The organism is Marinobacter sp. AL4B (assembly GCF_019916045.1).
Classification (GTDB): Bacteria; Pseudomonadota; Gammaproteobacteria; order Pseudomonadales; family Oleiphilaceae; genus Marinobacter.
Window position 1 is genome coordinate 164,672 of record NZ_JAILWZ010000009.1, and the last position, 25,345, is coordinate 190,016.

At 52.1% G+C, this 25,345-nt stretch carries 23 protein-coding genes; 14 read left to right on the forward strand and 9 right to left on the reverse strand.

Annotated elements, in window-relative coordinates:
- Positions 1-142 precede the first annotated feature (142 nt).
- Positions 143-1,831 (forward strand): ABC transporter permease, encoded by a 1,689-nt coding sequence (locus tag K5L82_RS01345; RefSeq protein ID WP_223132894.1) that lies wholly within the window; start codon positions 143-145, stop codon positions 1,829-1,831.
- Positions 1,832-1,902: 71 nt separating this feature from the next.
- Here K5L82_RS01345 and K5L82_RS01350 read toward each other — a convergent pair whose 3' ends face one another.
- Complete coding sequence (locus K5L82_RS01350) at positions 1,903-3,570, reverse strand: AMP-binding protein (RefSeq protein WP_133005293.1); 1,668 nt, start codon at positions 3,568-3,570, stop codon at positions 1,903-1,905.
- A 257-nt stretch (positions 3,571-3,827) separates the two neighbouring features.
- Here K5L82_RS01350 and K5L82_RS01355 point away from each other — a divergent pair, with 257 nt between their 5' ends.
- The 8 genes from K5L82_RS01355 (at position 3,828) to K5L82_RS01390 (ending at position 11,472) form a co-directional block, all read left to right on the forward strand.
- Positions 3,828-4,802 (forward strand): ABC transporter substrate-binding protein, encoded by a 975-nt coding sequence (locus tag K5L82_RS01355; protein ID WP_223132895.1) that lies wholly within the window; start codon positions 3,828-3,830, stop codon positions 4,800-4,802.
- Positions 4,803-4,868: 66 nt separating this feature from the next.
- Positions 4,869-5,774, forward strand: coding sequence for an ABC transporter permease (locus K5L82_RS01360; RefSeq protein WP_223132896.1), 906 nt, complete (start codon positions 4,869-4,871; stop codon positions 5,772-5,774).
- Positions 5,775-5,783: 9 nt separating this feature from the next.
- The gene (locus K5L82_RS01365; protein ID WP_133005290.1) at positions 5,784-6,578 is read left to right on the forward strand and encodes an ABC transporter ATP-binding protein; all 795 of its coding nucleotides are present in this window, start codon (positions 5,784-5,786) and stop codon (positions 6,576-6,578) included.
- 358 nt (positions 6,579-6,936) lie between these two features.
- Positions 6,937-9,075, forward strand: coding sequence for an adenosylcobalamin-dependent ribonucleoside-diphosphate reductase (locus K5L82_RS01370; protein ID WP_223132897.1), 2,139 nt, complete (start codon positions 6,937-6,939; stop codon positions 9,073-9,075).
- A 30-nt stretch (positions 9,076-9,105) separates the two neighbouring features.
- The gene (locus tag K5L82_RS01375) at positions 9,106-9,804 is read left to right on the forward strand and encodes an NrdJb (RefSeq protein WP_223132898.1); all 699 of its coding nucleotides are present in this window, start codon (positions 9,106-9,108) and stop codon (positions 9,802-9,804) included.
- A 108-nt stretch (positions 9,805-9,912) separates the two neighbouring features.
- A complete protein-coding gene (locus K5L82_RS01380) occupies positions 9,913-10,365 on the forward strand; it encodes a hypothetical protein (RefSeq protein WP_223132899.1) in 453 nt (150 codons plus the stop codon).
- Between the two features lie 107 nt (positions 10,366-10,472).
- The gene (locus K5L82_RS01385; protein ID WP_133005286.1) at positions 10,473-10,958 is read left to right on the forward strand and encodes a GNAT family N-acetyltransferase; all 486 of its coding nucleotides are present in this window, start codon (positions 10,473-10,475) and stop codon (positions 10,956-10,958) included.
- Between the two features lie 4 nt (positions 10,959-10,962).
- Entirely contained in the window at positions 10,963-11,472 is a 510-nt protein-coding gene (locus tag K5L82_RS01390; protein ID WP_223132900.1) for a methylated-DNA--[protein]-cysteine S-methyltransferase, read from the forward strand.
- Here the strand turns inward: K5L82_RS01390 and K5L82_RS01395 are convergent.
- Complete coding sequence (locus tag K5L82_RS01395) at positions 11,435-12,313, reverse strand: metal-dependent hydrolase (protein ID WP_262492458.1); 879 nt, start codon at positions 12,311-12,313, stop codon at positions 11,435-11,437. The two genes, K5L82_RS01390 and K5L82_RS01395, sit on opposite strands and share 38 nt — an antisense overlap.
- Positions 12,314-12,461: 148 nt before the next feature.
- Here K5L82_RS01395 and K5L82_RS01400 point away from each other — a divergent pair, with 148 nt between their 5' ends.
- Complete coding sequence (locus K5L82_RS01400; RefSeq protein ID WP_223132901.1) at positions 12,462-13,481, forward strand: class I fructose-bisphosphate aldolase; 1,020 nt, start codon at positions 12,462-12,464, stop codon at positions 13,479-13,481.
- A gap of 29 nt (positions 13,482-13,510) precedes the next feature.
- Here K5L82_RS01400 and K5L82_RS01405 read toward each other — a convergent pair whose 3' ends face one another.
- From K5L82_RS01405 to K5L82_RS01435, 7 genes are all read right to left on the reverse strand, one after another.
- Entirely contained in the window at positions 13,511-14,488 is a 978-nt protein-coding gene (locus K5L82_RS01405; RefSeq protein WP_133005283.1) for a tRNA dihydrouridine synthase, read from the reverse strand.
- Between the two features lie 136 nt (positions 14,489-14,624).
- Positions 14,625-16,796, reverse strand: a complete 2,172-nt coding sequence (katG, locus tag K5L82_RS01410; RefSeq protein WP_223132902.1) for a catalase/peroxidase HPI — start codon at positions 16,794-16,796, stop codon at positions 14,625-14,627.
- A 295-nt stretch (positions 16,797-17,091) separates the two neighbouring features.
- Positions 17,092-17,310, reverse strand: coding sequence for a DUF2835 domain-containing protein (locus tag K5L82_RS01415; RefSeq protein ID WP_133005281.1), 219 nt, complete (start codon positions 17,308-17,310; stop codon positions 17,092-17,094).
- Between the two features lie 12 nt (positions 17,311-17,322).
- Positions 17,323-19,215 carry a molecular chaperone HtpG gene (gene htpG / locus K5L82_RS01420; protein ID WP_133005280.1) on the reverse strand — a complete coding sequence of 631 codons (1,893 nt, stop codon included), beginning with the start codon at positions 19,213-19,215 and terminating at the stop codon, positions 17,323-17,325.
- Between the two features lie 148 nt (positions 19,216-19,363).
- Entirely contained in the window at positions 19,364-19,798 is a 435-nt protein-coding gene (locus tag K5L82_RS01425) for a PaaI family thioesterase (RefSeq protein ID WP_133005279.1), read from the reverse strand.
- Positions 19,795-20,265, reverse strand: coding sequence for a PaaI family thioesterase (locus K5L82_RS01430; protein ID WP_223132903.1), 471 nt, complete (start codon positions 20,263-20,265; stop codon positions 19,795-19,797). The genes K5L82_RS01425 and K5L82_RS01430 overlap by 4 nt, the downstream gene beginning before the upstream one ends.
- Before the next feature lie 18 nt (positions 20,266-20,283).
- Positions 20,284-21,024 carry a DUF599 domain-containing protein gene (locus tag K5L82_RS01435; RefSeq protein ID WP_133005277.1) on the reverse strand — a complete coding sequence of 247 codons (741 nt, stop codon included), beginning with the start codon at positions 21,022-21,024 and terminating at the stop codon, positions 20,284-20,286.
- A 179-nt stretch (positions 21,025-21,203) separates the two neighbouring features.
- Here K5L82_RS01435 and K5L82_RS01440 point away from each other — a divergent pair, with 179 nt between their 5' ends.
- The 4 genes from K5L82_RS01440 (at position 21,204) to K5L82_RS01455 (ending at position 25,345) form a co-directional block, all read left to right on the forward strand.
- Positions 21,204-22,496: a M48 family metalloprotease gene (locus K5L82_RS01440; protein ID WP_223132904.1), complete on the forward strand. Its 1,293-nt coding sequence runs from the start codon at positions 21,204-21,206 to the stop codon at positions 22,494-22,496.
- Positions 22,497-22,661: 165 nt separating this feature from the next.
- Positions 22,662-23,207, forward strand: a complete 546-nt coding sequence (locus K5L82_RS01445) for a hypothetical protein (protein ID WP_133005275.1) — start codon at positions 22,662-22,664, stop codon at positions 23,205-23,207.
- Entirely contained in the window at positions 23,207-24,394 is a 1,188-nt protein-coding gene (locus K5L82_RS01450) for an iron-containing alcohol dehydrogenase (protein WP_133005274.1), read from the forward strand. Before K5L82_RS01445 ends, K5L82_RS01450 begins: the two co-directional genes overlap by 1 nt.
- 168 nt (positions 24,395-24,562) lie before the next feature.
- Positions 24,563-25,345 carry a substrate-binding periplasmic protein gene (locus K5L82_RS01455; protein WP_223132905.1) on the forward strand — a complete coding sequence of 261 codons (783 nt, stop codon included), beginning with the start codon at positions 24,563-24,565 and terminating at the stop codon, positions 25,343-25,345.

A 25,345-nucleotide genomic window follows, 5' to 3' on the forward strand; every position in this document is an offset into this window, starting at 1 on the left:
GGATGTAAAAGGATGCACCATGAGTGCATCCTTTTTTTTGCATTATTGACCAACAACAAGATGACTCGTGTCATTGCAGGGAGCCCGCTCAGTAACTAAAATCGCAACACTTCTCATCACCACTTTCATAAACAGGAATGCCATGACCGAGGTTGTTAGCAGTGCCGACCCTGGGTTTTCACAACCCTTACTGGCAAAACGTACCTCGAAACGATGGCTGATAAGCGCCATCATCACCACCGCGATTGTTGCGCTACCTGTTCTTGCTGTCATTTTTCTCGCTTTGTTTCCTGAAGAGAATATCTGGCCGCACTTAATCAGCACCACTTTGCCACGCTATCTCATAACAACGATTCAACTTATGGTTGGCGTTGGTGCCCTGACATTGATTATCGGTCTATCGACGGCATGGGCCGTTACCATGTGCGATTTTCCCGGCAGGAAATTTTTTGAATGGGCGTTACTGCTCCCCTTCGCTGTACCTGCCTATGTCATCGCCTACGTCTACACCAGCCTGTTGGATTATGCAGGTCCGGTGCAAAAAACCCTACGTGAATGGTTTGGCTGGCAAAATGCCAGTGAGTATTGGTTCCCCGAGATCCGCAGCCTGGAAGGCGCCACATTGATGATTGGCCTGGTTCTTTACCCATACGTGTATCTATTGGGCCGCGCCGCATTCCTTGAACAGTCGCCATCCCTTTTTGCGGTCAGTAGAAGCCTTGGCCACTCGGCCTTAAGCACTTTCTTTAAAGTAGTATTACCCATTGCGCGACCGGCTATCGCTGTTGGCCTGTCGCTGGTGCTGATGGAAACGTTGAACGATTTTGGCACTGTCGATTTCTTTGCAGTACAAACCCTCACCCGCGGCCTGTTTGATACCTGGATGAACCTGGGCAACCTTGGCGGAGCAGCGCAAATTGCCACTACTATGCTCATTTTCGTGGTGATTCTTGTGACACTGGAACGCTACTCGCGTCGCCGGCAGGAGCAGTTCGCTGCACGGGATAACCGCGACCCGATCCGCCGCTTCAGCATGTCGTTTCCTCGACAGATGATCTGTGTGGTGGTCTGTGCCATCCCGTTAATCTTTGGCTTTTTGATTCCCGGCACAACCCTTGGTTATTACGCCTGGGAATACTTTGATGTCAGCTGGAACCCTGATTTCGTGCGCAACACCATGAACAGCCTGTTTCTTTCAGGCACCGCTGCACTAACCACGCTGATCATCGGTGTCACTCTCGCGTATAGCCGCCGCTTGCATAACACCAAGGGCATGAAAGTCCTTATGCGCCTGTCTAGCCTTGGATACGCCATGCCCGGAGCTGTGCTTGCCGTCGGCGTGATCGTTCCGCTTGCCGGTTTCGACAACTGGTTTGATTCACTCATGCGGGATTACGTTGGCATTAGTACCGGCCTGCTGTTAAGCGGATCGGCCTTTGCCTTGGTGTTTGCGTATACCGTTCGCTTCCTTGCCGTTTCAGCCGGCAGTGTAGAGAGCGCGCTGCAAAAGATAACCCCCAGCATGGACATGGCGTCCCGCTCGCTTGGCCACAGTCCGGGCAAAACACTGCTCAACGTTCATCTACCGATGCTCCGTGGAACGCTTTTAACCGCAGCTTTGGTCGTTTTTGTAGATTGCATGAAGGAGCTCCCTGCAACGCTGATACTAAGGCCCTTCAACTACGAAACGCTGGCGACCTATGTGTACCAGTTTGCCTCTGATGAGCAGCTATACCACAGCGCCCTGCCCGCTTTGATTATTGTGCTAGCCGGCATCATTCCCATCATCCTAATGAGCCGCTCTATATCAAACTCCCGCACCATGAGCTGATTTTTGACTCACCTAAACAACAAAGGCCCGGCATTGCCGGGCCTTTGTTGTTTAGGTGAGGAACTTAAAACTTATTGCCAAATCACCTTCTGCTTCTGCGCATACCAAGCATCAACCTTGGCCTCGTATGCATCTTCAACCACATTACGCTTAAGCTTGAGCGTTGGGGTCAGGAAGCTGTTTTCGATAGACCACTCATCGCTGACGATAGTAATAAACGCCAACTGCTCATGCGGATCAACCGTCTTGTTAACATCTTCAATCAACTGCTTGAAGCTCTTTTCAATCTCTGCACGGAAACCTGCATCAGCTGACTTCGGTCGGATTTCTTCAGACAGCACCACCAACGCGTGAGGCTGGGTCTGATTTGCACCTGATACGCAGACCATCTCAATCGCATCGTGCGACATTAGGCTGTTTTCGATCGGAGCCGGAGCGATGTACTTGCCTTTGCTGGTTTTAAAGATTTCCTTGATTCGACCGGTCAGCTTCAGACGACCCATTTCATCAATTTCACCCTTATCGCCAGTCCTAAGGAAACCGTCTTCAGTAAACGCTTCGGCCGTCTTCTCTTCGTCTTTGTAGTAGCCCATCATCGTCGCGGGGCTTTTCACCAAAACTTCACCAATTTCGCTGATTCTGGTTTCAACATTCGGCAGCGCTTCACCTACATAACCCGTGCGGGAACGACCCGGCTTATTCATGTGGGAATAGGCAAAGTTTTCAGACATGCCGTAACCTTCAAGAAGCTCTAGGCCAAGGTTACGATACCAATCCAGAACATCGTGAGACAATGGTGCAGAGCCGGAACCCGCCAGCTTGACCTTACTCAAACCAAGCCCTTTTAGTACCTTCTTTTTAATCACTTTGTTCAACAGAGGCACCTTGAGCAGACGTTCAAGCTTCTTCTTCGGCAGCTTCTGAAGTACACCATGCTGGAATTTCACCCACAGGCGCGGTACAGACAAGAAAAGCGTCGGTTCTGCGCGTTGAAGATCCACAACAAAGGTGTCGAGAGATTCTGCAAAATAAAGCTCGAAGCCAGCATACAAAGAACCCAGCTCAACAAAGGTTCGCTCGAAAACGTGCGCAAGAGGCAAATAGGACAACATTCGCTCATTTTGCCCCACCCCCAGTGTCTTGGTGCCACCGACTGCAGAAAACGCCATATTACCGAAACTAAGCATGACACCCTTCGGGCGACCGGTACTGCCAGAGGTGTATACGATGGTCGCTAATTCATTGGCATCACGCTGGGGCTTACCTTCAAGCGGCGGGTATTTAGCGACAATATCGTCCCAGGTTTCGAAATCGTTGGGCGGGCTCAAAGGGAACGAAATGCAACGAACAGAATCTGGCACGCCAGGCTTCATTAATTCCCAATCGTCCAGCTTGCCCACAAACAGAACATCACACTCTGCGTGCCCAAGAATATAATTGACAGTGTCTGCGTTCAGCGTTGGATACAAAGGTACAGAAATGTGCCCGGCCAACCAGATAGCCCAATCCGTCATTATCCATTGGGCGCAGTTTTTAGAAATAAGACCGATGCGGCTTTTCTCTGGCAAGTTCAGAGATTTCAGGTAAGTCGCCATCCGGCGAGCTTCATCGATTGCACGCCCCCACGTATATTCAACAACCTGCCCATTGCCAATAGGCTGGGTCATGTAAAGTGAGTCGGCGTTCGTGGCCTCCCAGTGGTAGACCATATCGAGTGGGAGTTTTTGAGTGGAGTCCATGGATCTTCCTGTCTTTTCTTTATAGTTGGATGACTTGCTTATTATTAGACTTTAGTCGCGCAATGCAACACGTGAGTGTATATCCAAATGTTGTCAAAACGAAACTTTTCGATTCATCAGCGCTTCGCCACTTTAAACCTGAAAACTGTCGATCGTCACTACCCTCAATGCCTTAAGCCTGTGTTAAACTGGCCAACTTTGAATTTTCCTCCCTGAAAAATAGGGAAAACAACCCCAAAAAAACCGGAGATGGGCATATGGCCAGAAAGACACTGCGCACCTTGCTGGGCGCATCATTGCTGGCGGCTGCGAGCCTGGTACAGGCTGAAGACACCCGTGTTGTAGCCATCACGCAGATCGTTGAACACCCTGCTCTAGACTCGGCTCACCAAGGCGTAAAAGACGAATTGGCAGAGCACGGATACATTGATGGCGAAAACTTGCGCCTCATGCATGAAAGCGCTCAGGGCAATTCTGCCATTGCATCGCAGATCGCCCGTAAGTTTGTGGGCGAGAGCCCGGACGTGATCGTTGCCATTGCAACCCCGTCCGCGCAAACCGTCGCTGCTGCTGCGCGTAAGATCCCTGTGGTTTTCTCCGCAGTTACAGACCCCGTCGCGGCCAAGCTGGTGAAAAGCTGGGAAGCGCCGGGCGCCAACATCACCGGCGTCAGCGACATGCTTCCGATTGAGAAGCACATCGATTTGCTTCAGCGCGTTATGCCCGATGCCAAGAAAATCGGGACCGTTTACAACCCGGGGGAAGCCAACGCAGTCGCTCTGATTGAGCTGCTTGAAGAACGCCTCAATGCCCGCGGCCTGGAACTGATCAAAGGCGCTGCAACTAAAACATCCGAGGTGCTCGGTGCTGCTCGTTCTCTAGTCGGCAAAGCCGATGCGATCTACCTGACCACAGACAACACAGTGATCAGTGCCGCAGAAGCGGTGGTTTCCGTGGGTGAGCGCTCTAACATCCCGGTATTTGCAGCCGATACCGCCACCGTATCTCGGGGCGCCGTTGCCGCATTAGGCTTTGATTACTACAAACATGGCCGTCAAACAGGCGCGATGGTCGTTCGCATTCTTGAAGGTGCCGAAACGGCCACTATGCCGGTAGAAACCATGGAAGAACTGGACCTGTTTGTGAACCCAGCTGCAGGAGAGCGCATGGGTCTCACCTTGTCTGAAGACCTTATCAAGGACGCCAAAGAAGTCGTCAACAGCGACAAATAATGCCTGACCAACACGGGCGAGCCTCACAAGGGCCCGCCCGTTTCCTTTCACGGTGACCTATTACCCATGCTAAGCGAAATCGCATTCTACGGTGCTCTTGAAACCGGCCTCATTTATGGCTTGGTTGCTTTTGGCATCTATATTTCTTTCCGAGTTCTGGACTTCCCAGACCTAACAGTCGACGGCAGCTTTCCTTTAGGTGCTGCGGTAGCCGCCGTTCTTATAATTGCAGGTTGGAACCCATGGCTTGCCACTGGCATGGCTGTGCTCGCCGGCATGGCGGCCGGTGCTGTCACAGCGATTTTGAATGTAAAACTCAACATTCTTAATCTGCTGGCATCCATTCTCACCATGATCGCACTCTACTCTGTGAACCTGCGCATCATGGGTAGACCAAACCTGGCATTGTTGACCGAAGAAACTGTGTTAACTCCATGGTATAACATCGAATTTCTCGAATACCATCAGGTGTCGGTCGTACTTTTCGCCATTGTCGCCATCATTTCCTTGATACTCCTGTGGCGATTCATGAAGTCAGAAACCGGCCTCGCGATGCGCGCAACCGGTGCTAATGCGCGAATGGCCCGCGCTCAAGGTATCGCCACCGGCGGAATGATCATTTTTGGTGTTGCGCTTTCAAACGGGCTAGTCGGCCTTGCCGGCGCGCTCTTTGCGCAAAGCCAAGGTGCCGCGGATGTCACCATGGGTGTAGGAGTTATCGTTATAGGCTTGGCATCCCTTATTGGGGGTGAAGCAGTCATCACGCCTTCGACAGTGATGCGCGCGCTGATTGCCTGCGTTATTGGTGCCATCATTTACCGCTTGGCAATTGCCTTCGCGCTGAACGCTGATGTTCTCGGGCTTCAAGCGCAAGATCTCAACCTGATTACCGCGGTTCTGGTAACGCTGGCGATTGTATTGCCGGGCGTACGCACCAACCTTAGTAACCGCTTTAGCCGCAAGAAAGCCTGAGGAGGCCCTATGATCAGCGCAACCGATCTTAAGCTCACCTTTGGCAAGGGAACGCCTCTGGAAAACCCCGCCTTGCGTGGCATGAGCCTGACCGTTAATCAGGGTGAATTTGTAACCGTGATCGGCAGTAATGGAGCCGGAAAATCGACATTCCTGAACGCCCTGTCCGGCGAGGTCATGGTCGATAGCGGTAAAATCGTTGTCGATAATCTGGACGTTACCAAGCTACCTACCCACAAGCGGGCGGGACGAGTGGCTCGCGTCTTTCAGGATCCGCTAGCTGGCACCTGCGAAGGTTTGAGCATTGAGGAAAATCTAGCTCTGGCCATCAAACGCGGCCAACGCCGGGGGCTGACCAGCGCTGTTAAACGGCAGTACCTGGAACAATTCAGGGAAAGCCTGTCGACACTGAAACTGGGCTTGGAAAATCGTCTTGGCGACAAAATGGGACTACTATCCGGCGGTCAACGGCAGGCGGTCAGTTTGCTGATGGCAAGCCTAACCCCTTCTTCTATTCTTCTGCTGGACGAGCACACCGCGGCGCTAGACCCAAAAACGGCAGCCTTCGTACTTGAGCTAACCACCAAGATCATCGAAGAGCAGAAGCTGACGGCACTGATGGTTACTCACAGCATGAAGCAAGCACTGGAAGTCGGTACCCGCACCGTGATGCTGCACCAGGGACAGGTAGTGTTTGATATTGGCGGCGAGGAACGTGAAGGCCTAGAAGTGAAAGATCTCCTTGAACTGTTCGAAAAACAGCGGGGAATCACCGTGGATGACGACAGCCTGTTACTAGGCTAATGAAAAGGGAGCCAAATTGGCTCCCTTTTTTCTTCTACGAATACTTAAAGCTCAATGCCCGTAGATCCGCCACAAAACAAGACGTGCAATGCTCACAAATCCCCCAGGTTGCTCACTTATAAATCAGTACTGAAACCTTAACTTTCAGACTGTTTTTCTTGAGCCGGCCACAAGCTCAAGCCCCGCATGGGGTTGCGAACTTTCAAGTCTTTTTTCATTGAATTTCTTTGTTCGCGCCTCCCGATTCATAGATTATCCCTTATTCACAAAACACTATATCCTGTTATACTCATCGAAAATTAACCCATATATAGGGTTATAGACGAGAAAACAGTTTTCAAAAAAGCAGAGGGTGGCAATGAACGCTAAGGCACAGGCAGTGATCACAACGATTCCCATGCAGGAAGCTTCGCTCGACATTTGGGCCAGCAAATATCAGCTGAAAACCAAAACCGGCGAGCCTGTAGACAAAGACATTGAAGCAACCTACGAACGGGTCGCCAAAGCCTTAGCCGAAGTCGAAAAGAAGAATGTACGCGATAAGTACATGAAAGAGTTTCTGTGGGCCCTGAAGAATGGGGCAATCCCCGCTGGCCGGATCACGTCGAATGCAGGGGCAGAAGCACACAAGCCGGCAACCTCCACCATTAACTGCACCGTCTCCGGAAACATCCAGGACTCCATGAATGACATTCTGGAGAAAAACCACGAAGCAGGCCTAACCCTCAAGGCTGGCTGTGGTATTGGTTACGAGTTTTCCACCCTGCGTCCCCGTGGTGCCTACGTGGCTGGCGCTGGAGCAACGACTTCTGGCCCACTGTCGTTCATGGATATCTTTGACCGCATGTGCTTTACCGTCTCTTCTGCTGGCGGCCGTCGCGGCGCTCAAATGGCAACGTTTGACGTTCATCACCCTGATGTCATCGAGTTCATTCAAGCCAAGCGCGAAGACGGTCGCCTGCGTCAGTTCAACTTGTCTTTGTTAATCACCGAAGATTTCATCGAAGCCGTACGTAATGGCGACGATTGGCACCTGTCTTTCCCGGTCAGCCGCAAAGAGGCAGAGCAAGAAGAACTCGACTTGAACGACACCAGCAAATTCCTCTACCGCGATTTTCCGGTTCAGGAAAGCTACGTAGTTAACGATGAAGGCAAAGTCGCCTGCCGTATCTATAAAACGGTGAAAGCCCAGTTCATCTGGGACACCATCATGACCAGCACTTACGACTATGCTGAGCCAGGTTTCATCCTGATTGACAAGGTCAACCAGATGAATAACAACTGGTTCTGTGAAGACATCCGTGCAACTAATCCTTGTGGAGAGCAGCCTCTGCCCCCATACGGTAGCTGCCTGCTGGGCTCTGTGAATCTAACCAAGTTTGTGGACTACCCGTTCACCGAGAAGGCCAGCTTCAACTACGAAAAATACCGCAAGGTTGTGGGCACTTTCACCCGCATGCTGGACAATGTTGTTGAGATCAACGGCCTGCCGTTGGCAGAACAGCGCCACGAAATCACCTACAAGCGCCGTCACGGCATGGGTATTCTGGGACTGGGCTCCACCCTGGCGATGCTTCGCATGCCCTACGGCTCCGATGAATCTGTAGCCTTTACCGAAGAAGTTGTTCGCGAGATGGCCGTTGAAGGTTGGCGCCAGTCCTTGGCTCTGGCCGAGGAAAAAGGCGCGGCTCCCATCATGGGCGACGAATTTGAAGTCACCCCTAAGATGCTGGCCAAATGCCCGGAACTGGCCAAAGATGGCCACAAAGTTGGCGACAAACTGAAAGGTAAGCTGCTGCACGCTAAGTACAGCCGCTACATGCAAGAAATCAGCAAAGTTGAGCCGGAGCTGGTGGCAAAGCTGGCCGAGAAAGGTGGCCGATTTACCCACCACACCTCTATCGCTCCGACTGGCACCATCAGCCTGTCACTGGCGAACAACGCCAGTAACGGTATCGAGCCAAGCTTCTCGCATCACTACGCCCGCAACATCATTCGAGAAGGCCGTAAGACCAAAGAAAAAGTCGACGTTTTCTCCTTCGAGTTGCTGGCATACCGTCACTTGGTTAATCCAGGCGCCATGCCCTTCTCCATGGACGAAGACAAAAAACTGCCAAGCTACTTCACGACATCCGACGATGTGACGCCGAAGCAGCACGTAGACATCCAGGCCGCCGCACAGAAATGGGTCGATTCGTCCATTTCCAAGACCGCAAACGTGCCGCAAGATTTCGCATACCAGGACTTCAAGGGCATTTATCTGTATGCCTACGATCAAGGCTTGAAAGGTTGCACCACCTTCCGTTTCAACCCGGAAGCCTTCCAGGGCGTACTGGTCAAAGAGAAAGATCTCGAGAACACTCTGTACGAGTTTACCCTGGACGATGGCAGCAAAGTCACCTTGAAGGGCAATGAACAGGTAGAATACGACGGTGAAATTCATACGGCCGCCAACCTGTTTGATGCGCTCAAAGAAGGCACTTACGGCAAGTATTGATCCCGGAACCCGACAGATAGGACAACGAACATGACAGTTAAAATCAGCAATCAGATTGTCGGCTACCGTGTGAAGAAAGCCGACACAGAAACCAACAACGACAGCGCGGCCGCTACGCAGCCGGACAACAAACCCGTTCAGATGAATGAATACATCGAGCGGCCTGATTTCTTGCTAGGCACCACCTACAAGATCAAGCCGCCGGTGGCGGAGCACGCGATGTACATTACGATCAATGACATCCTGCTGAACGAAGATACGGATCACGAAAGCCGCCAGCCGTACGAAGTGTTCATCAACTCCAAGTCGATGGAACATTTCCAGTGGGTTATAGCCCTGACACGGGTTATTTCAGCAGTATTCCGCAAAGGTGGTGACCTTACCTTCCTGGTCGAGGAACTTCGTAGCGTATACGACCCCAACGGTGGTTACTTCAAAAAAGGCGGTGTATTCATGCCGTCCCTGGTTGCCGAGATTGGTGCGGTTATCGAGAAGCACCTGAAGGCCATCGGCCTGTTGGAAAGCGACGAGATGAGCGAAACCACCAAGCGTATCCTGGCGGAAAAACGTGCTGAATTTGAAGCATCGCACAGCAGCGCCACGAACGATGACACCAGCAGTGACTACCCTGCCAACGCCACCATGTGCGGCAAGTGCAGCACGAAAGCAGTCATTGTGATGGACGGTTGCGCTACCTGCCTGTCCTGCGGCGACAGCAAGTGTGGTTGAAGTAACTGAATAGCGATAGACCAAAGCCCGGCTGCGTGAGTTGCCGGGCTTTTTACTTTCTCACCCGGTATGAATTCCCGCCTTTTTCATTCTTGACGGTACCCAGTCATGGCAAAATCCCTTGCTCTTTCAAGCCTTCTTGCCATTCTGGCCGGGCTGATTGCTTTTCAGTATTACATCACTTCCGTGCCAAGCCTCGATGAACCGGTAAGGGCAGAAAATGCCCGATACGTTGACAACAACAACTCATTACTTATTTCACTGGTTGGAAATGACGGCCAATCGTTCACCATTGGCCTTCGTGGTGACCTCACCGAAAAACCAGAAGAAGCCGCACTGTTTTTTATCAGCCATCCTGACGTTGTCCCCTATGTTTACTGGCCGGGGCTGCGCAGCAATGATGAAAAACGAGTGATGAAGGTACTCAGTCACTGGGCAAAAAGCCTAGCCGACCCGACGACCACAGAGGACCGCTTTATTGAGACGGTTCAAGAGAACGAAAACCCCGATGCGGATGCCGCAGCGTATCAAATCTACTCGTTACTAAAGAACAGGAATTGATGCCCCGGCAAAGGCTGGATTTTCCCGCAGTTGTCGGTATGCTTCAAAGAGTGGTCAACGTCTTGGCCATCAACCTGATTTCCAACACAGGTGGACATTGAATCGATATGACTACAGCTACTTCAATTACCATTCGCAAATATCGTATTAAAGACTTGAGCCCGGTTGTTCGCCTGTTTACCGATTCCGTTCACGAACTAACGGCTGCTGCTTACGACGAAACCCAGCGATACGCATGGGCCTCTCGGACGCCGAATCTAGACACCTGGCAGGATCGTTTGGCCTCGCTGGAGACGCTCGTTGCAGAAGACGGCGATGCCCTTGCAGGGTTCATTTCTTATGAGCCAAGCGGCGCCATAGATTTGGTCTTTACCGGGCCAAATTACGCCCGCCAAGGCATTGCGTCTGCTCTTTTTCAAGAAGCTGAACAGCAGCTTCAGAAAAAAGGTGCCAAAGCACTTCAAACAGAAGCCAGTGTCATTGCTCGTCCCTTTTTTGAAAAGCACGGTTTTGAAGTGCTTGAAGAGCAGCACGTAACCATGAAGGGCGCCCAGTTTCTGAGGTTTAAAATGCACAAAGCACTTCAGAGCTAATAGTATGATGAACTACGGCATTGCTTACATTGCCATCGGATGGGCCCTTGCCATATGGAATGAAAAGGGCCTGTATTCGGTCGAGCTGGGCGATCACGAGGCGCAATTAGCGGCCCTGCTCAAAGCCCGCTTTCGCGGTCTGGAGACTGCACCGACAAACGGCGAAGGCACCGAAGTCTTTGGAAACATCTTAAAGGTGCTGGAAAATCCGGAAACACGGCTCGATTACCCCCTCCTTCTAGAAGGCACTGAGCTTCAGAGAAAAACTTGGCAGACTCTTCAATCCATCCCACCGGGGCAAACGGTTACCTATTCGGAACTGGCCAACCAGCTCGGTAAACCCAAGGCGGTACGTGCAGTAGCGAATGCTTGCGGTGCAAACCGACTGGCCGTTATTGTCCCCTGCCACCGAGTGGTAAGATCTGATGGTGGCTTGGGTGGTTACCGCTGGGGAATCGAGCGAAAACAACTACTGCTCAATCGCGAAGCGAAGCTGGCAGCCATCGTTTCTTAGCCTCCTCGAGCAGATCCCGCACGTCATTATTCCAAGGATGAAAACGGGGACTGTAATACCTTAAATATGAAGGGATCATATTGCGGAAGATTCCCGGCTTGCCCCACATATAATTCAGCGCACCGGCCCAAGATTTCAGGTTACCCAGCTCGCCCTCTTCTTTCATCAACTGCATTAAATGGAGTGACGTGTAGAATGGGAACATCACACTGACGTACATCATTTCAGTGATACGAACAAACTCGCTGCCTCCCACCGTCCGATACACGTCGAAAGCAACCGACTTATGCTCTGACTCTTCAATAGCATGCCAGGCCCAAACCGGAGCAATACGAGGGTCCATCTCTTCCAGCGCATCAAATTTCAACAAAAACTCTTCGGCCATCATCGCCGTGAAATGCTCAACAGCGACCGTATGGGCCAACTGGCGTTCAGGACTCAGGTTTTTTCGCATCCAATCCATGAACCACTGGATTTCACGTTCGATTCGGGCCAGGCCAACTCCCTTTTCTTCCAAGCAGCCATTCATCAACTTGTGCTCTTTCGAATGATGAGCTTCCTGTCCTATAAAGGCACGAATCGATCTTTGCAGCTCAGGATCTGCAATCTGATCCTGATAATAGCGCACCGAATCAATAAAGAACCGCTCACCAGGAGGAAAGCTGGCCGACAAAGCGGCCAATAACAGTGTCTTGGCCGGATCGTTATCCCACCAGTATTTCGGCAAGTCCTTAGACAACTTAAAGTCCGGGCTGCGCACCACTGGTTTAAAACCTTTCGGCGTCAAAGACCGATAAACCTTCTTTTTTGCAGCCTTGACGGTGTTCGTGGCCATGTTCATCGCAAACCTCCAGCCTGTGTTCTGTTGACTTACCCTCAGGCTAGACCTCCTGATCGGTATAGGGCAGGTGTTAAGAGGCCAATTTCATCTCATGATCATCGAATTTACCGGCTAAACTCACATAAGACCAATGATTCATGGAGGCATCATGAGAACCGCACACGAACTGCAAACCACCATCAACGATCTGGTTCAGCCCAACAAAGGCATACTCGCCGCGGACGAAAGCGCGCCCACCATTGCCAAACGATTTTCAGCTATCGGAGTCCAGTCTACGGAAGACTCTCGGCGGGAATACCGAAGTTTGGTCTTCTCAACGCCCGATCTCGGCAACCACATCAGTGGCGTTATTCTCTTTGAAGAGACCTTGGGGCAGTTGAGCCTTGATGACATCCCTATTCCAAAGCTGCTTGAAACGCAGGGCATCGTACCCGGAATAAAGGTTGATGCGGGTAAAGGCCCACTAGTGAATGCCCCTGGCGATGAAATTACCTACGGATTAGATGGGCTGGCTTCGCGCCTGGAACATTACAAAGCACTCGGTGCCCGTTTTGCCAAGTGGCGAAGTGTCTTTCATGTTACGGATACCCTGCCCTCCCATCAGGCCATTGAAGCCAATGCCGAAGTTTTGGCTCGCTACGCGGCGGAGTGCCAGGCGCTGGGTATCGTGCCCATTGTCGAGCCCGAAGTATTGATCGATGGCAACCACTCGATCGAGCGAACGGCGGAGGTGAGTGAGAACGTTTTGACCAAGGTTTTCGGAGCCCTGCATCGGCATCATGTCCGGTTCGAGTGGATGGTGCTGAAACCCAGTATGGTGACGCCCGGCAAAGATGCGGATAAAGCATCGCCCGAACAAATCGCCACAGCCACTCTTCGTGTGTTCCGGCGCACAGTACCGGCTGCGGTACCCGGCATCATGTTCTTATCGGGAGGGCAATCACCGGAAGAATCAACGGCCAACCTTAACGCGATCAATAGCTTAGGGTCACAACCGTGGGAGTTAAGCTTTTCGTATGGCCGGGCACTGCAGGAACCGGCTCAGAAAGCCTGGGCCGGCAAACGGAGCAATGGCGAAAAAGCTCAAGCTGCTCTGACGAAACGCGCACACCTCAATGGCCTGGCGCGCTCCGGGAATTATTCGTCGGCGCTTGAACACGAAAACTGACATCGGTATCAAAATACCGACATGAATTCTCAGGCAGCCTCTGTGTCGCTGACGTGCGTGGTGACCACCTGACTGAGGCAGGCCAGCATAGGTGCGACGTCTCGCAGTTTGCGCGCCTCTGGCCACAGCTGCTCCGCTTCCGGGAAGCCTTGTCTCAGAAAATTAAGCCACTGTTTAATGCGACCGGTAACAAAGCGGTCTTCTAGTCGGGTCTGCAAAGCCGCTGAGTATTCGCGAACCAAAGCTACTGCTTCTGGCCAGGTCATTGGTTCCAATGATTCTCCGCGCTGGGAAGCTTTGATTTGTGCCGCCAGATCCGGACGAGCAATCAAGCCGCGGCCAATCATCACATCGTCGCAGCCTGACACTTCACGGCAACGCCAGTAGTCATCAACGGTCCAGATCTCACCGTTGGCTATCACGTGGCTGTTCACCGCTTCACGCACTTTGGCGATCTCTTCCCAGTAGGCCGGCGGTTTATAACCATCCACTTTACTGCGGGCATGAATGACGATTTCCGATGCGCCGGCCGCTTCCAGAGCTTGCCCGCAGGCAACCCCCATGGAACGGTCGTCGTACCCCAAACGCATCTTAGCGGTCACGGGAATATCGGCAGGAACCGCTTTGCGCACCCCAGCAGCAATCTGGTGCATCAGCTCCGGCTCGCGCATCAGTACACAACCACCTTTGTGCCGATTCACTGTTTTCGCGGGGCAACCGAAATTTATATCGACCTGTGTAGCACCCAGTTCAGCGGCTTTCGCTCCGTGTCGGCCCATCATTTCTGGGTCTGACCCCAATAACTGAACCGCTACCGGAACACCGACCTGAGTCCGGGATTGATTATGCAGTTCCGGAGCGTACTTGTAGAAAATACGGGGTGGCAACATGCCCTGAGTCACACGAACAAACTCGGTAACACACCGGTCAATGCCCCCGACCTTGGTCAGGGTTTCTCGGATAGGTGCATCGACCAACCCTTCCATCGGGGCAAGGATGATTCGCATGAAGGCTCCAGAAGCAATTTACGGACGTTCGGAATAAGGCTGTTCAAAAATCAAACGGAGGGGATTGTAAGGAATTTGCCGGGAAGTTGATAGCAGGATACTCCCCTATCGGAGCATCCTGCCGGTTAGTGTCGGTTTATTTCTGCAGATCAAAACGATCGGCATTCATAACCTTGGCCCAAGCCCTGACAAAATCATTTACAAACTTTTGCTGATTGTCATCCTGGGCATACACCTCGGAGTAGGATCGCAGAATTGAGTGAGAACCGAACACCAGATCGACGCGCGTCGCGGTCCATTTCACATCACCCGTTTTGCGGTCGCGAATCTCATAGAGATTACTGCCTACCGACTTCCACGTGTTACCCATATCGGTCAGATTGACGAAAAAGTCGTTGCTTAATACCCCGACACGGTCGGTGAATACGCCTGCACCACTATCGCCGTAATTAGTGCCAAGCATACGCATCCCGCCAATCAGTACCGTCATCTCTGGCGCCGTTAGGCCGAGCAGTTGAGCACGATCGAGCATCAGCTCCTCGGGCTTGACTGCATAATCTTTCTTTAACCAGTTCCGGAATGCATCAGCCACCGGCTCCAATGGTTCAAAAGACTCTGCGTCGGTCGCTTCATCCGTCGAATCGCCCCTTCCTTTCAGGAAGGGTACACGTACTGTGTATCCCGCAGTTTTAGCCGCTTGTTCGATACCGACACTACCGCCAAGCACAATCACGTCGGCCACACTGGCGCCCGTATTCGCAGAGATCTGCTCGTAAACCTTAAGCACTTTCGCCAAGCGAGCCGGTTCATTGCCTTCCCAGGCATTCTGAGGTGCCAAGCGAATCCGCGCGCCATTCGCACCGCCGCGCAAGTCGGAGCCTCGGAAGGTACGGGCGCTGTCCCACGCCGTGCTGACCATCTCACCCATGCTCAAACCACTCGCGGCTATCTGCTGCTTTACGACTTCTTCGCTGTAATCCAAGTTTCCGGCAGGAACCGGATCCTGCCAAATCAGCTCTTCAGCGGGCACATCCGGGCCAATGTAACGCGTTTTCGGTCCTAAATCGCGATGCGTCAATTTGAACCACGCCCTCGCAAAGGTATCCCGAAAATACTCGGGATCTGCCATAAACGTCTCACAGATCGCGCGATACTTAGGGTCCATTTTCATCGCCATATCCGCATCGGTCATAATCGGATTGTGACGCACCGACGGATCACTGGCATCCACCGGCTTATCTTCTTCCTTAATGTCGATGGGCTCCCACTGCCAGGCACCCGCCGGGCTCTTTTTCAGTTCCCATTCATAGCCGAACAGAAGCTTGAAGTACCCCATATCAAACTGGGTCGGGTTCGTCGTCCAAGCACCTTCAATTCCCGAACTCACCGCACGACTGGCCAAACCGTTCATATTCGGGTTATCCCAGCCAAACCCTTGATATTCAAGATCAGCCGCCTCCGGATCAGCCCCCAATACCGAAGCATCACCATTGCCGTGGCACTTACCTACCGTGTGCCCACCTGCGGTCAGGGCGGCCGTTTCCTCATCGTTCATCGCCATCCGGGCAAAGGTTTCGCGCACTTGTTCGCCGGTCTTCAGCGGGTCGGGTTGACCGTTCACACCTTCGGGATTGACGTAAATCAGACCCATTTGCACAGCCGCCAATGGATTTTCCATGGTGTCGGGCTTACCGACATCTTCATAGCGCTCGTCAGACGGCGCCAACCACTCCTTCTCTGAGCCCCAATAGACATCTTTTTCAGGATGCCAAATGTCTTCACGGCCAAAGGAGAAACCGTAAGACGGCAGCCCCATCGATTCATAAGCGACGGTGCCCGCAAGCACCAACAAATCGGCCCAACTGATTTTATTGCCATACTTTTTCTTGATCGGCCAAAGCAGCCGGCGGGCCTTGTCGAGGCTGACGTTATCGGGCCAGGAGCTCAAAGGTGCAAAACGCTGATTGCCGCTGCTTGCCCCGCCACGGCCATCGGCCAAGCGGTAGGTTCCCGCTGCGTGCCACGACATACGGATCATTAAACCGCCGTAGTGGCCCCAATCCGCCGGCCACCAGTCCTGGCTTTGCGTCATCAGATCGTGCAGGTCTTTCTTGATGCCATCGAAGTCGAGTGTTTTCACCGCTTCCCGGTAATTGAAGTCATCTCCCATCGGATTCGTTTTTTGGTCATGCTGATGCAAGATATCCAGATTGAGGCCTTCAGGCCACCAGTCCATTACATTACGGCTGGTAGTCGAATTTGCACCGTGCATCACCGGACATTTGCCACCGGGATTGTTTTGAGACATACACTTCTCCTTCACTGCATTATTTAGTGAAATTGGCTTTGATCCTGATTACCAGCACAGCGGCCGCTCGGGCGCCTATTGCGCCATCGCGTAGTTCTGCCAGTAATCAAACATGACCCGGGAGACATCACTCCAAACAGGAAACTGACGAACCTTTGTTAATGTCATAGTTTCACCCCCGGTTTGAGTTTAGACCAAATCAGAGTACGCCCACGCAGAAAAAAGGCATAATTAATTAAAGCAAGAAAGGTAAAAGCTTTTGTTAATCGACAGGTAGCCCGACAGGCAAAGGGCATCAGAGCCTTTCGATAGATGAGAACTTGCCGGAGTCGTCAAACAGAATACGAAAACTGCCTCGTACGCCGTCACGAAGATAGAACTTGGAGAGAATACGCGCCGGGAAGCGGACAGAACGCCCGTCCCGGCTCGAGGTATGAACATCGGTGGCTACGCCCTGATAGAACTTAATCCATTCATCAGGGCTGATAGCGATGTCCACAATAATTTGCTGCATCTAGGAATTAGCTCAGTTCGCCAGTTCAAGCAGCAAACGGTTCAAGCGGCTCACATAAGAGCCCGGGTCTTTCAGCTGTTCGCCGCTAGCCAGCGTCGCCTGATCGAACAGCACAGCAGAAAGCTCACCAAAGCGCTCTTCGCCCTGTTCGCTTTCCAGGCGCTGAACCAGTGGATGATCCACGTTGATCTCAAAGATCGGCTTGCTATCGGGCACCGCTTGGCCCGCTGCTTCCATGATCTTCTTCATCTGTGCGCCCATATCGAACTCACCGGTCACCAAGCAAGCCGGGGAGTCTGTCAGCCGGTTGGTTACCCGTACTTCCTGAACACTATCTTCCAGGGCCTTCTTGATGCGCTCCGTCAGCTCTTTGTGCTCTTTCGCGGCTTCTTCCTGCTGCTTCTTATCTTCCTCGGTTTCTACTTCGCCCAAGTCAAGATCACCGCGAGCAACGTCCTGGAACTGTTTGCTGTCGTATTCGTTGAGGTAACCCATCATCCACTCATCGATACGGTCAGACAGGATTAGAACTTCGATGCCTTTCTTGCGGAATACTTCAAGGTGCGGGCTGCTCTTGGCGGCCACGAAGTTATCGGCAGTGATGTAGTAGATCTTGTTCTGACCTTCCTTCATCCGGCTGATGTAATCATCCAAAGACACGTTCTGAGTGGCTTCGCCGGTGTGGGTCGATGAGAAACGCAGCAAGCCAGCAATTTTCTCTTTGTTGCTGAAATCTTCAGCCGGACCTTCTTTCAGGACTGCACCGAACTCGTTCCAGAAGCTCTGGTACTCATCAGCGTTCTTCTTCGCCAGCTTAGACAGCATGTCTAGTACACGCTTGGTCATAGCGGTACGGATACTTTCCACGGTGCTGTCGTTCTGCAGAATCTCACGGGATACGTTCAGAGACAGATCGTTGGAATCGATCACACCTTTGGTGAAACGCAGGTACAGCGGCAGGAACTGCTCAGCGTCGTCCATGATGAACACACGCTGCACGTAAAGTTTCAGCCCTCGCGGCGCTTCACGATTGTACAGATCAAACGGCGCACGCTTCGGAATATACAGCAGGCTAGTGTAGTCCAGCTTGCCTTCCACCTTGTTGTGGGACCACGTCAGCGGGTCTTCAAAGTCGTGGGCGATGTGCTTGTAGAACTCTTTGTACTCTTCGTCTTTAATTTCAGTACGCGGCAAAGTCCACAGAGCGGTCGCATCGTTGATGGTTTCGTCTTCGCCTTTTTTCTCCTCTTCCTCACTCTCGGACTTCATAACTACGGGGAACGAGATATGGTCGGAGTATTTCTTCACCAAAGTGCGCAATTTCCAGCCATCGGCAAATTCAGTGGCCTCCGGCTTTAGGTGCAGCACGATTTCGGTACCGCGTTTCTCGCGATTAACCGGCTCAATCGTAAACTCACCGTCGCCTTTGGAAGACCAATGCACGCCCTCTTCAGTAGGGGTACCTGCACGGCGGGTAAACACATCCACTTTGTCAGCAACGATAAACGCAGAGTAGAAACCTACACCAAACTGGCCGATCAACGCGCTGTCTTTCTTTTCATCACCGGACAATTGCTTAAGGAATTCAGCGGTGCCCGAACGGGCGATCGTACCCAAGTTGGAAATCACGTCATCACGGTTCATGCCGATACCGTTATCGGTCAAGGTGATGATGCCGGCGTCTTTGTCGTAGTCCAATCGGATTTTCAGATCCGAATCGCCTTCAAACAGCCCATCATCTTTCAGGGCGGCAAAACGCAGCTTGTCTTCGGCGTCTGATGCGTTGGAAATCAGCTCACGAAGAAAGATTTCCTTATTGGAGTACAGAGAGTGGATCATCAGCTGAAGCAGCTGCTTCACTTCAGTCTGGAATCCGAGAGTCTCTTTATTGGTTTCTACCGTCATGGTTTTTCTTGGCTCCTGCTCGTTACTTAGGAGGAATGGCAGGGTCATCGGACCCCACCACCCAACTACGGAATTGGGTTCCCGTGCTAGCGGGCTGAATCCAAAGATGGGGCTAAGCCGAGGCATTTCAACCCCGCTTAGTGCAAAATCAGTCTTCAAGCAGGAAGTGGGCCCGAGCCGTTGCGATAGGCTGGGAACGAGACTTTTGCCAGGCGGTAATCATCACATTTGCAACCCTGTTCCCCTGACGCGTCAGATGACATTCCGCGTAGGTTTCCTGATTAAGGCCCGCCCGCAGATAATCCAACGAAAAATCGATAATTCTCGGCATCCGCAGAGTGTCTTGAGACATCATCAGGTAGATAGCGGCGGACATTTCCATGAAACCACCAATCACCCCACCATGAATCGCCGGCAAAATCGGGTTGCCCAAGTTTTCCTCTTTCACCGGAAGCCGGAAAATCAAATCATCTCCGAAACGATCACATTCCAAACCGATCCACTTCGCGTACGGAACGCTATCCAGCATGCGAGAAAAATCACCGGTTTGCTGGGTGTACTTCAAAATCTCCGGGCTGGTCATTCCCCGCCTCCGGTAATCAGGTCACGATAGAATTTCGGGCTGGCTTCTTTACCAATGCGCATAAACGTGCCCACACAATTCGCGATAATTTCGCCACCTTCCTGATAGGCAACACAACGGGTAAAGATGATGTTGCGGGTTACTTTGTAGGTTTCAGCTCGTGCGAACACCGGTTTTCTGGGTTCCGCCGGACGCATATAGTCAACGCGTAAATCCAGCGTTGGGCACAACTCGAATTCATCCAGCGCGCAAATCATCACCGAGCCGGAAGTTGTATCCATCAACGTGGTAATCGCACCTCCGTGAATTACACCGGTATCCGGGTTACCAATAATTTTGTCGCTGTAGGGTAGTTCTACGACCAGATATCCGTCACCCACTTCTCTCGGTGCCAAGCCCAAAGCTCTCGCCTGGTTTAACGTGCTTAAAAACCGGGCGACCCGGTCGATTCGGGTTTCATCATTCATTCAGGAAGGTCCAGCAGATCAGTTTTTCAGTTTTGCAGTCGCATTCTGCGGATCAGGCCTGGCCTCGTTGAACACCTTGCCGTCTCGCAGTGCGCATAGAGCATCAGAATGGAATTCTCGACGATACAGTACGATAACCACCAGAGTTGAAGCCGCAATAAACACCAAAGGGTGAATGAAGCCAACGATGACGGCGAGCGCATAGTAATAAGATCGAAGCCCCAGGTTGAAGGCATCGCCCGCCAAATTACAGATGTGCCCGGCATTTCGAGCAAAGGTTTCTCGCGCAGCCGGGCTGGTTTTACTGTCATTAGCCAATGGCGCGCTGCCTATCATCACCGCCACGAAGTTGTACATCCTCATAGCCCAAGTGAATTTGAAAAAGGCATAGACGAACACAACCAGCAGCACAACAAGCCTTAACTCCCACACTTCACGAGTGGGTGCAAAGCTGAACGGCATGGTGGCAAACACTTCCATTGCCTCGCTGGTATAACCCAACGCGGTCAGCAGCCCCGCTAGAATCAAGAGGCAGCTAGACGCAAAAAAGGCACCGTTTCGCTCAAGATTACCAATCGCAGACGTATCCGCGATGCGGTTTTCACGCTTCAACATCACCCGCATCCAATCCTCCCGATACAGATCGAGACTGTTCGACAAACACGGATGAGTTTGGGCCCGCTTTTTCGAGTACCAAGTATAGCCGCCCCAGCAAATCAGGAACCAGAGCAAAGCCAGAATGTCTAGGTAGTGTGTCATTGGATATTTATCAGCATACAGGCCAGTAGAAATGCGCTTTCAAGACTTTCATATAATACGGTAAGCGAGTCCTCTGGGCCACTTTACAGCGAACGTCGATGCGGCATACTGCCGCGATTGTGCTATAAACTTCGGTCCTAATAGCCGCTTTCTGTTCGAAACGAACATATAGACGCAACATGAAGGAGCCATGCGTGAAAACAGGAAACCTGCCCGGTCTGCTCATTATTCTGGTCATTCTATCGACCCTTGCGGGATGCGCCGTCAATCCGGTTACCGGCGAACGCCAGCTGTCACTGATCCCCGAAAGCCAAGAGCTATCACTAGGGGCCGAGCAATACGTGCCGACCCAACAAACACAAGGCGGCACGTTTTATCTTGACCCCGAACTGACGGTGTACGTTCGGGAAGTCGGCCAAAAATTGGCTCAAGTGAGCGACCGTCCTGATCTGCCTTACGAGTTCGTTGTGCTAAATAGCAGCGTACCCAATGCTTGGGCACTCCCAGGCGGAAAAATTGCCATTAACCGGGGGTTACTGGCCAAACTCGATGATGAAGCTCAACTTGCATCCGTACTGGGCCACGAAATTGTTCACGCAGCAGCTCGCCATAGCGTGCAGCGCATGCAGAAAGGCACACTTATCAGCCTGGGAATGGCGGGCATTGGCATGGCCATGTCTGATAACGAATGGGCAGGATTGATTATGGGTGGAGCAGCGGTGGGAGCGCAGCTGGCCTTAGCCCAATATGGCCAAGGAGATGAACTTGAATCTGATTCCTACGGCATTAAGTACATGCAAGCTGCAGGATACGACCCACAAGCAGCTGTTGAATTGCAACAGCTTTTCCTGTCCTTGTCCGAAGGCAATGAGTCAAGCTGGTTAAACGGTTTGTTTGCCAGCCACCCGCCCTCCGCAAAGCGCGTGCAGGCGAATCAGGAACTCGTTCAGAAAATCGGCGCGGGAGGGTACCGGGGAGCCGAGATTTACCAGCGCCGAATCGCCATGATCAAAAAGCTTCAACCAGCTTACGAAGCCCACGATAACGCTATGAAGCTTGCGTCGGATGGCGATTTTTCCGGGGCTTTGTCCTCCATCAACAAGGCCATCGAAATAGAACCCCGCGAGGCAATGTTCTTTGCCCTACGCGGCCGGATCTATGAAAACCAGAATCAACTCGAAAAGGCCCGTGAAGACTTTGATGAGGCCGTATCGCTGTACCCTGAAATGTTCCAATATCAACTTCACAGTGGATTGAACGAGCTGGCTCTGAACAATTTATCCAAAGCCAGAAGTCATTTAGAACGAGCAAATGAAGTAGTACCAACCTCCATTGCTTACCTTCGTCTTGGTGACATTTCCAAAGAACAGGGTCGCCGGGAAGAAGCCATAAGCCATTATTCCGCGGCAGCAGAGGCCGGCGGAGAGATTGGTGAAGAGGCCAAACGCAAACTGGCGGCCATGACCAACTAAAACACATCGATTTTTTTTCAAAGAAAAACCGGAAGTTAACCACTTCCGGTTTTTTATGTGCCAAAACATTGCCCGTTTGACGCAATTGGAGTGTCAATGATTACATTGACTTCTAGAGCAATAACTCTAAAAATCAGACAATCCCATATCAAACGGACAAACAACATGCTCTCAAAACGAATACAGCCGCTGACATCCCAGGCGCGGCGCTCCTATGTCGAGTTAATGTTCCAAGTCATGGGGCGCGCACTGCAAGCGATTAGCGAGGTGGATCAAGTAGCACGTGACGAAATCAAGCTCCTACCCGATGGTTTCCTGTTTGAAATGCAGGTTATGCCCTCCGGCCCGAAGCTGATTGTAGAGCACACCGGTGAGGGCCGCCTCCGGTTTCTTGGCGACCAGGCATCGCGCCCTATAGACCTGTCAATTCAGTTCAAACACATCGCGCACGCGTTTCTGGTTTTGTCGTTCCAAGAAAAAACATCTGTGGCGTTTGCAAACGACCGCATGCTGGTGGATGGCGATGTAAGCCTCGCTATCCGTATGACACGGGTTCTGAATCGTTTGGAAGCGTTCATTCTTCCCAAGCTGGTCGCAGAACGCGCTGTCAAAGAGTACCCGGATCACATCAATTTCCCGACCAAACTGATCAGCGCTGCACGTATTTACTTGAAAGTAGCCACCAATCTTGTCGAGACAGCGAGAGTATAATGACTAACAAATACTACGAGTTCTTCTGCCCGGTAAAAGTGATCGCAGGCAAAGCCGCCCTTGAACACATTCCTTTTGAACTAACCAGCCTGGCTGCAAAACGCCCCATGATCATCACGGACAAAGGCGTGCGAGCGGCCGGCCTACTTGACCCAGTCATCGCAGCATGCGAAGACAGCGGCCTGGACGTTGTTTCAATTTACGATGACGTGCCACCGGATTCATCAAAAACCGTGGTCGCCGCAATCGCCAAGGTTTATCGCAAGGAAAAATGCGATTCGATCATCGCAGTGGGCGGCGGCTCCGCCATCGACACCGGCAAAGCCGTAAACATTCTCGTTTCTGAAGGCGGTGACGACATCGCCGAATACAGCGGTGCCGGCATTTTGAAACACCCGCTGAAACCCTTTTTCGTAGTCCCAACCACCGCAGGCACCGGGTCCGAAGTCACCTCTGTGGCCGTTATTTCCGATGAGCAACGAGGCGTAAAGCTTCCCTACTCGTCGCCATTCCTGCTTCCGAATGCCGCCATTATCGACCCTCGCATGACGCTCACGCTGCCACCACACATCACAGCAGCTACCGCGATGGATGCGCTTACCCACGCTACCGAAGCTTTCACGTGCATGGGCAAGAACCCGCTCAGCGACGCTTACGCAACGGCAGCAGTGAAAAAAGTCAGCCAATCATTGCTTAAGGTGATGGACTCGCCCAAAGACGAAGACGGCCGCCTCGACCTGGCCCAGGCCTCCACCATGGCTGGCATTGCTTTTTCTAACTCGATGGTTGGCCTTGTCCACGCACTGGGGCACGCCACTGGGGCGATTGTTCACCTGCCACACGGGCTGTGCATGAGCCTGTATCTGCCCTACGTACTGGAGTTCAACCTAGAAAGTATTCGCGAACCTCTGGGTGAGTTGTTGCTGCATTTGGAAGGTGCCGAAGTGTATTCGGCAACTCCAGCGGCACGTCGCGCGGAAGCCAGCATTACCTCTATCCGGAAGCTTCGTGACGAGCTTTACAAGCGTTGCAAGCTGCCGCGAACCTTGAAGGAAACCGAGAAAGTTTCCCAGGACCAACTGGAGGCCATTGCGACAATGGCTTTAGACGACGGCTCGATCATGTTTAACCCTAAAGAAGTGTCGCTTGATGACGCGATGGCGATCTTGCGGAGAGCTTGGGCCTAAATCTTTCTTGTGCGAAATGTTACCCGATAAATATCGCGTAGCATTTCGCTACATAACAGGCATTTCATATCCACTATTAAAAAGGTAATATCCTGTTAGCATTCCGCCACAGTGTAGGCTGGAGAGCTTTTGCAAAGCTTCATTTACCCGGCCGCCAGGGTCTCTTTCATGGATTTCGGACGCATCTGCACTCTGCGCTTTTCTGCCAGGCTTCTGGCTTTTTCGCTTCTATGTTTCGCCGTGGGCGTCAGCGCCTCTGAGGGCAAAGAAGAGCATCTCAAAAGCTTCCACCTCAACATTTCCCCACATGGATACCCTCCCTATCTAATTGTTGACGAAGACACCCCGTCCGGCATTCTATGGGACGTGATAGCAGCCATTGCCCCACGTTTGGGCTACGAGTTGGTGCCACGAAAAATCCCTCGAAAACGGGTGGATAACATGCTGCTTGATGGGTACATCGACGGCACGTTACGAGCGATTGAATGGACCGAAAAGCCAGAAAATTATCTATTTACACGCGCGGTAGTAAATATAGAAGAAGTGTTGTTTTTCGATCGTGAATTTGCATACGACTACTCTCACCCATCTGATCTGTTCGGGCATACCGTCGTTGCTCATTTAGGGTACAAGTATCCGAGTCTTGCACCCTATTTTGAGCAAGGAAAAATCAAACGCTTCAACGTGTCCAGCGACAAAGACCTGTTTCGTTATGTCTTGCTGGGTGACCGTTTTGAGGCGGCCTTAGCTGACCGTCTGGTGGGACAATGGATCCTTCGCAATGAAGGGCTTTCGAACCGGTTACGCCCTTCCACAGGCAGCATCAGCAAATATGGTTACCGCCTCATGCTTCGAAAAGATTGGACTGAGTTCGCACAAGATTTTAATCGAGAGTTATCGGCCATGCGCGAGAACGGCGAGCTAGACGCCATCCTCGCAAATTACCGATAA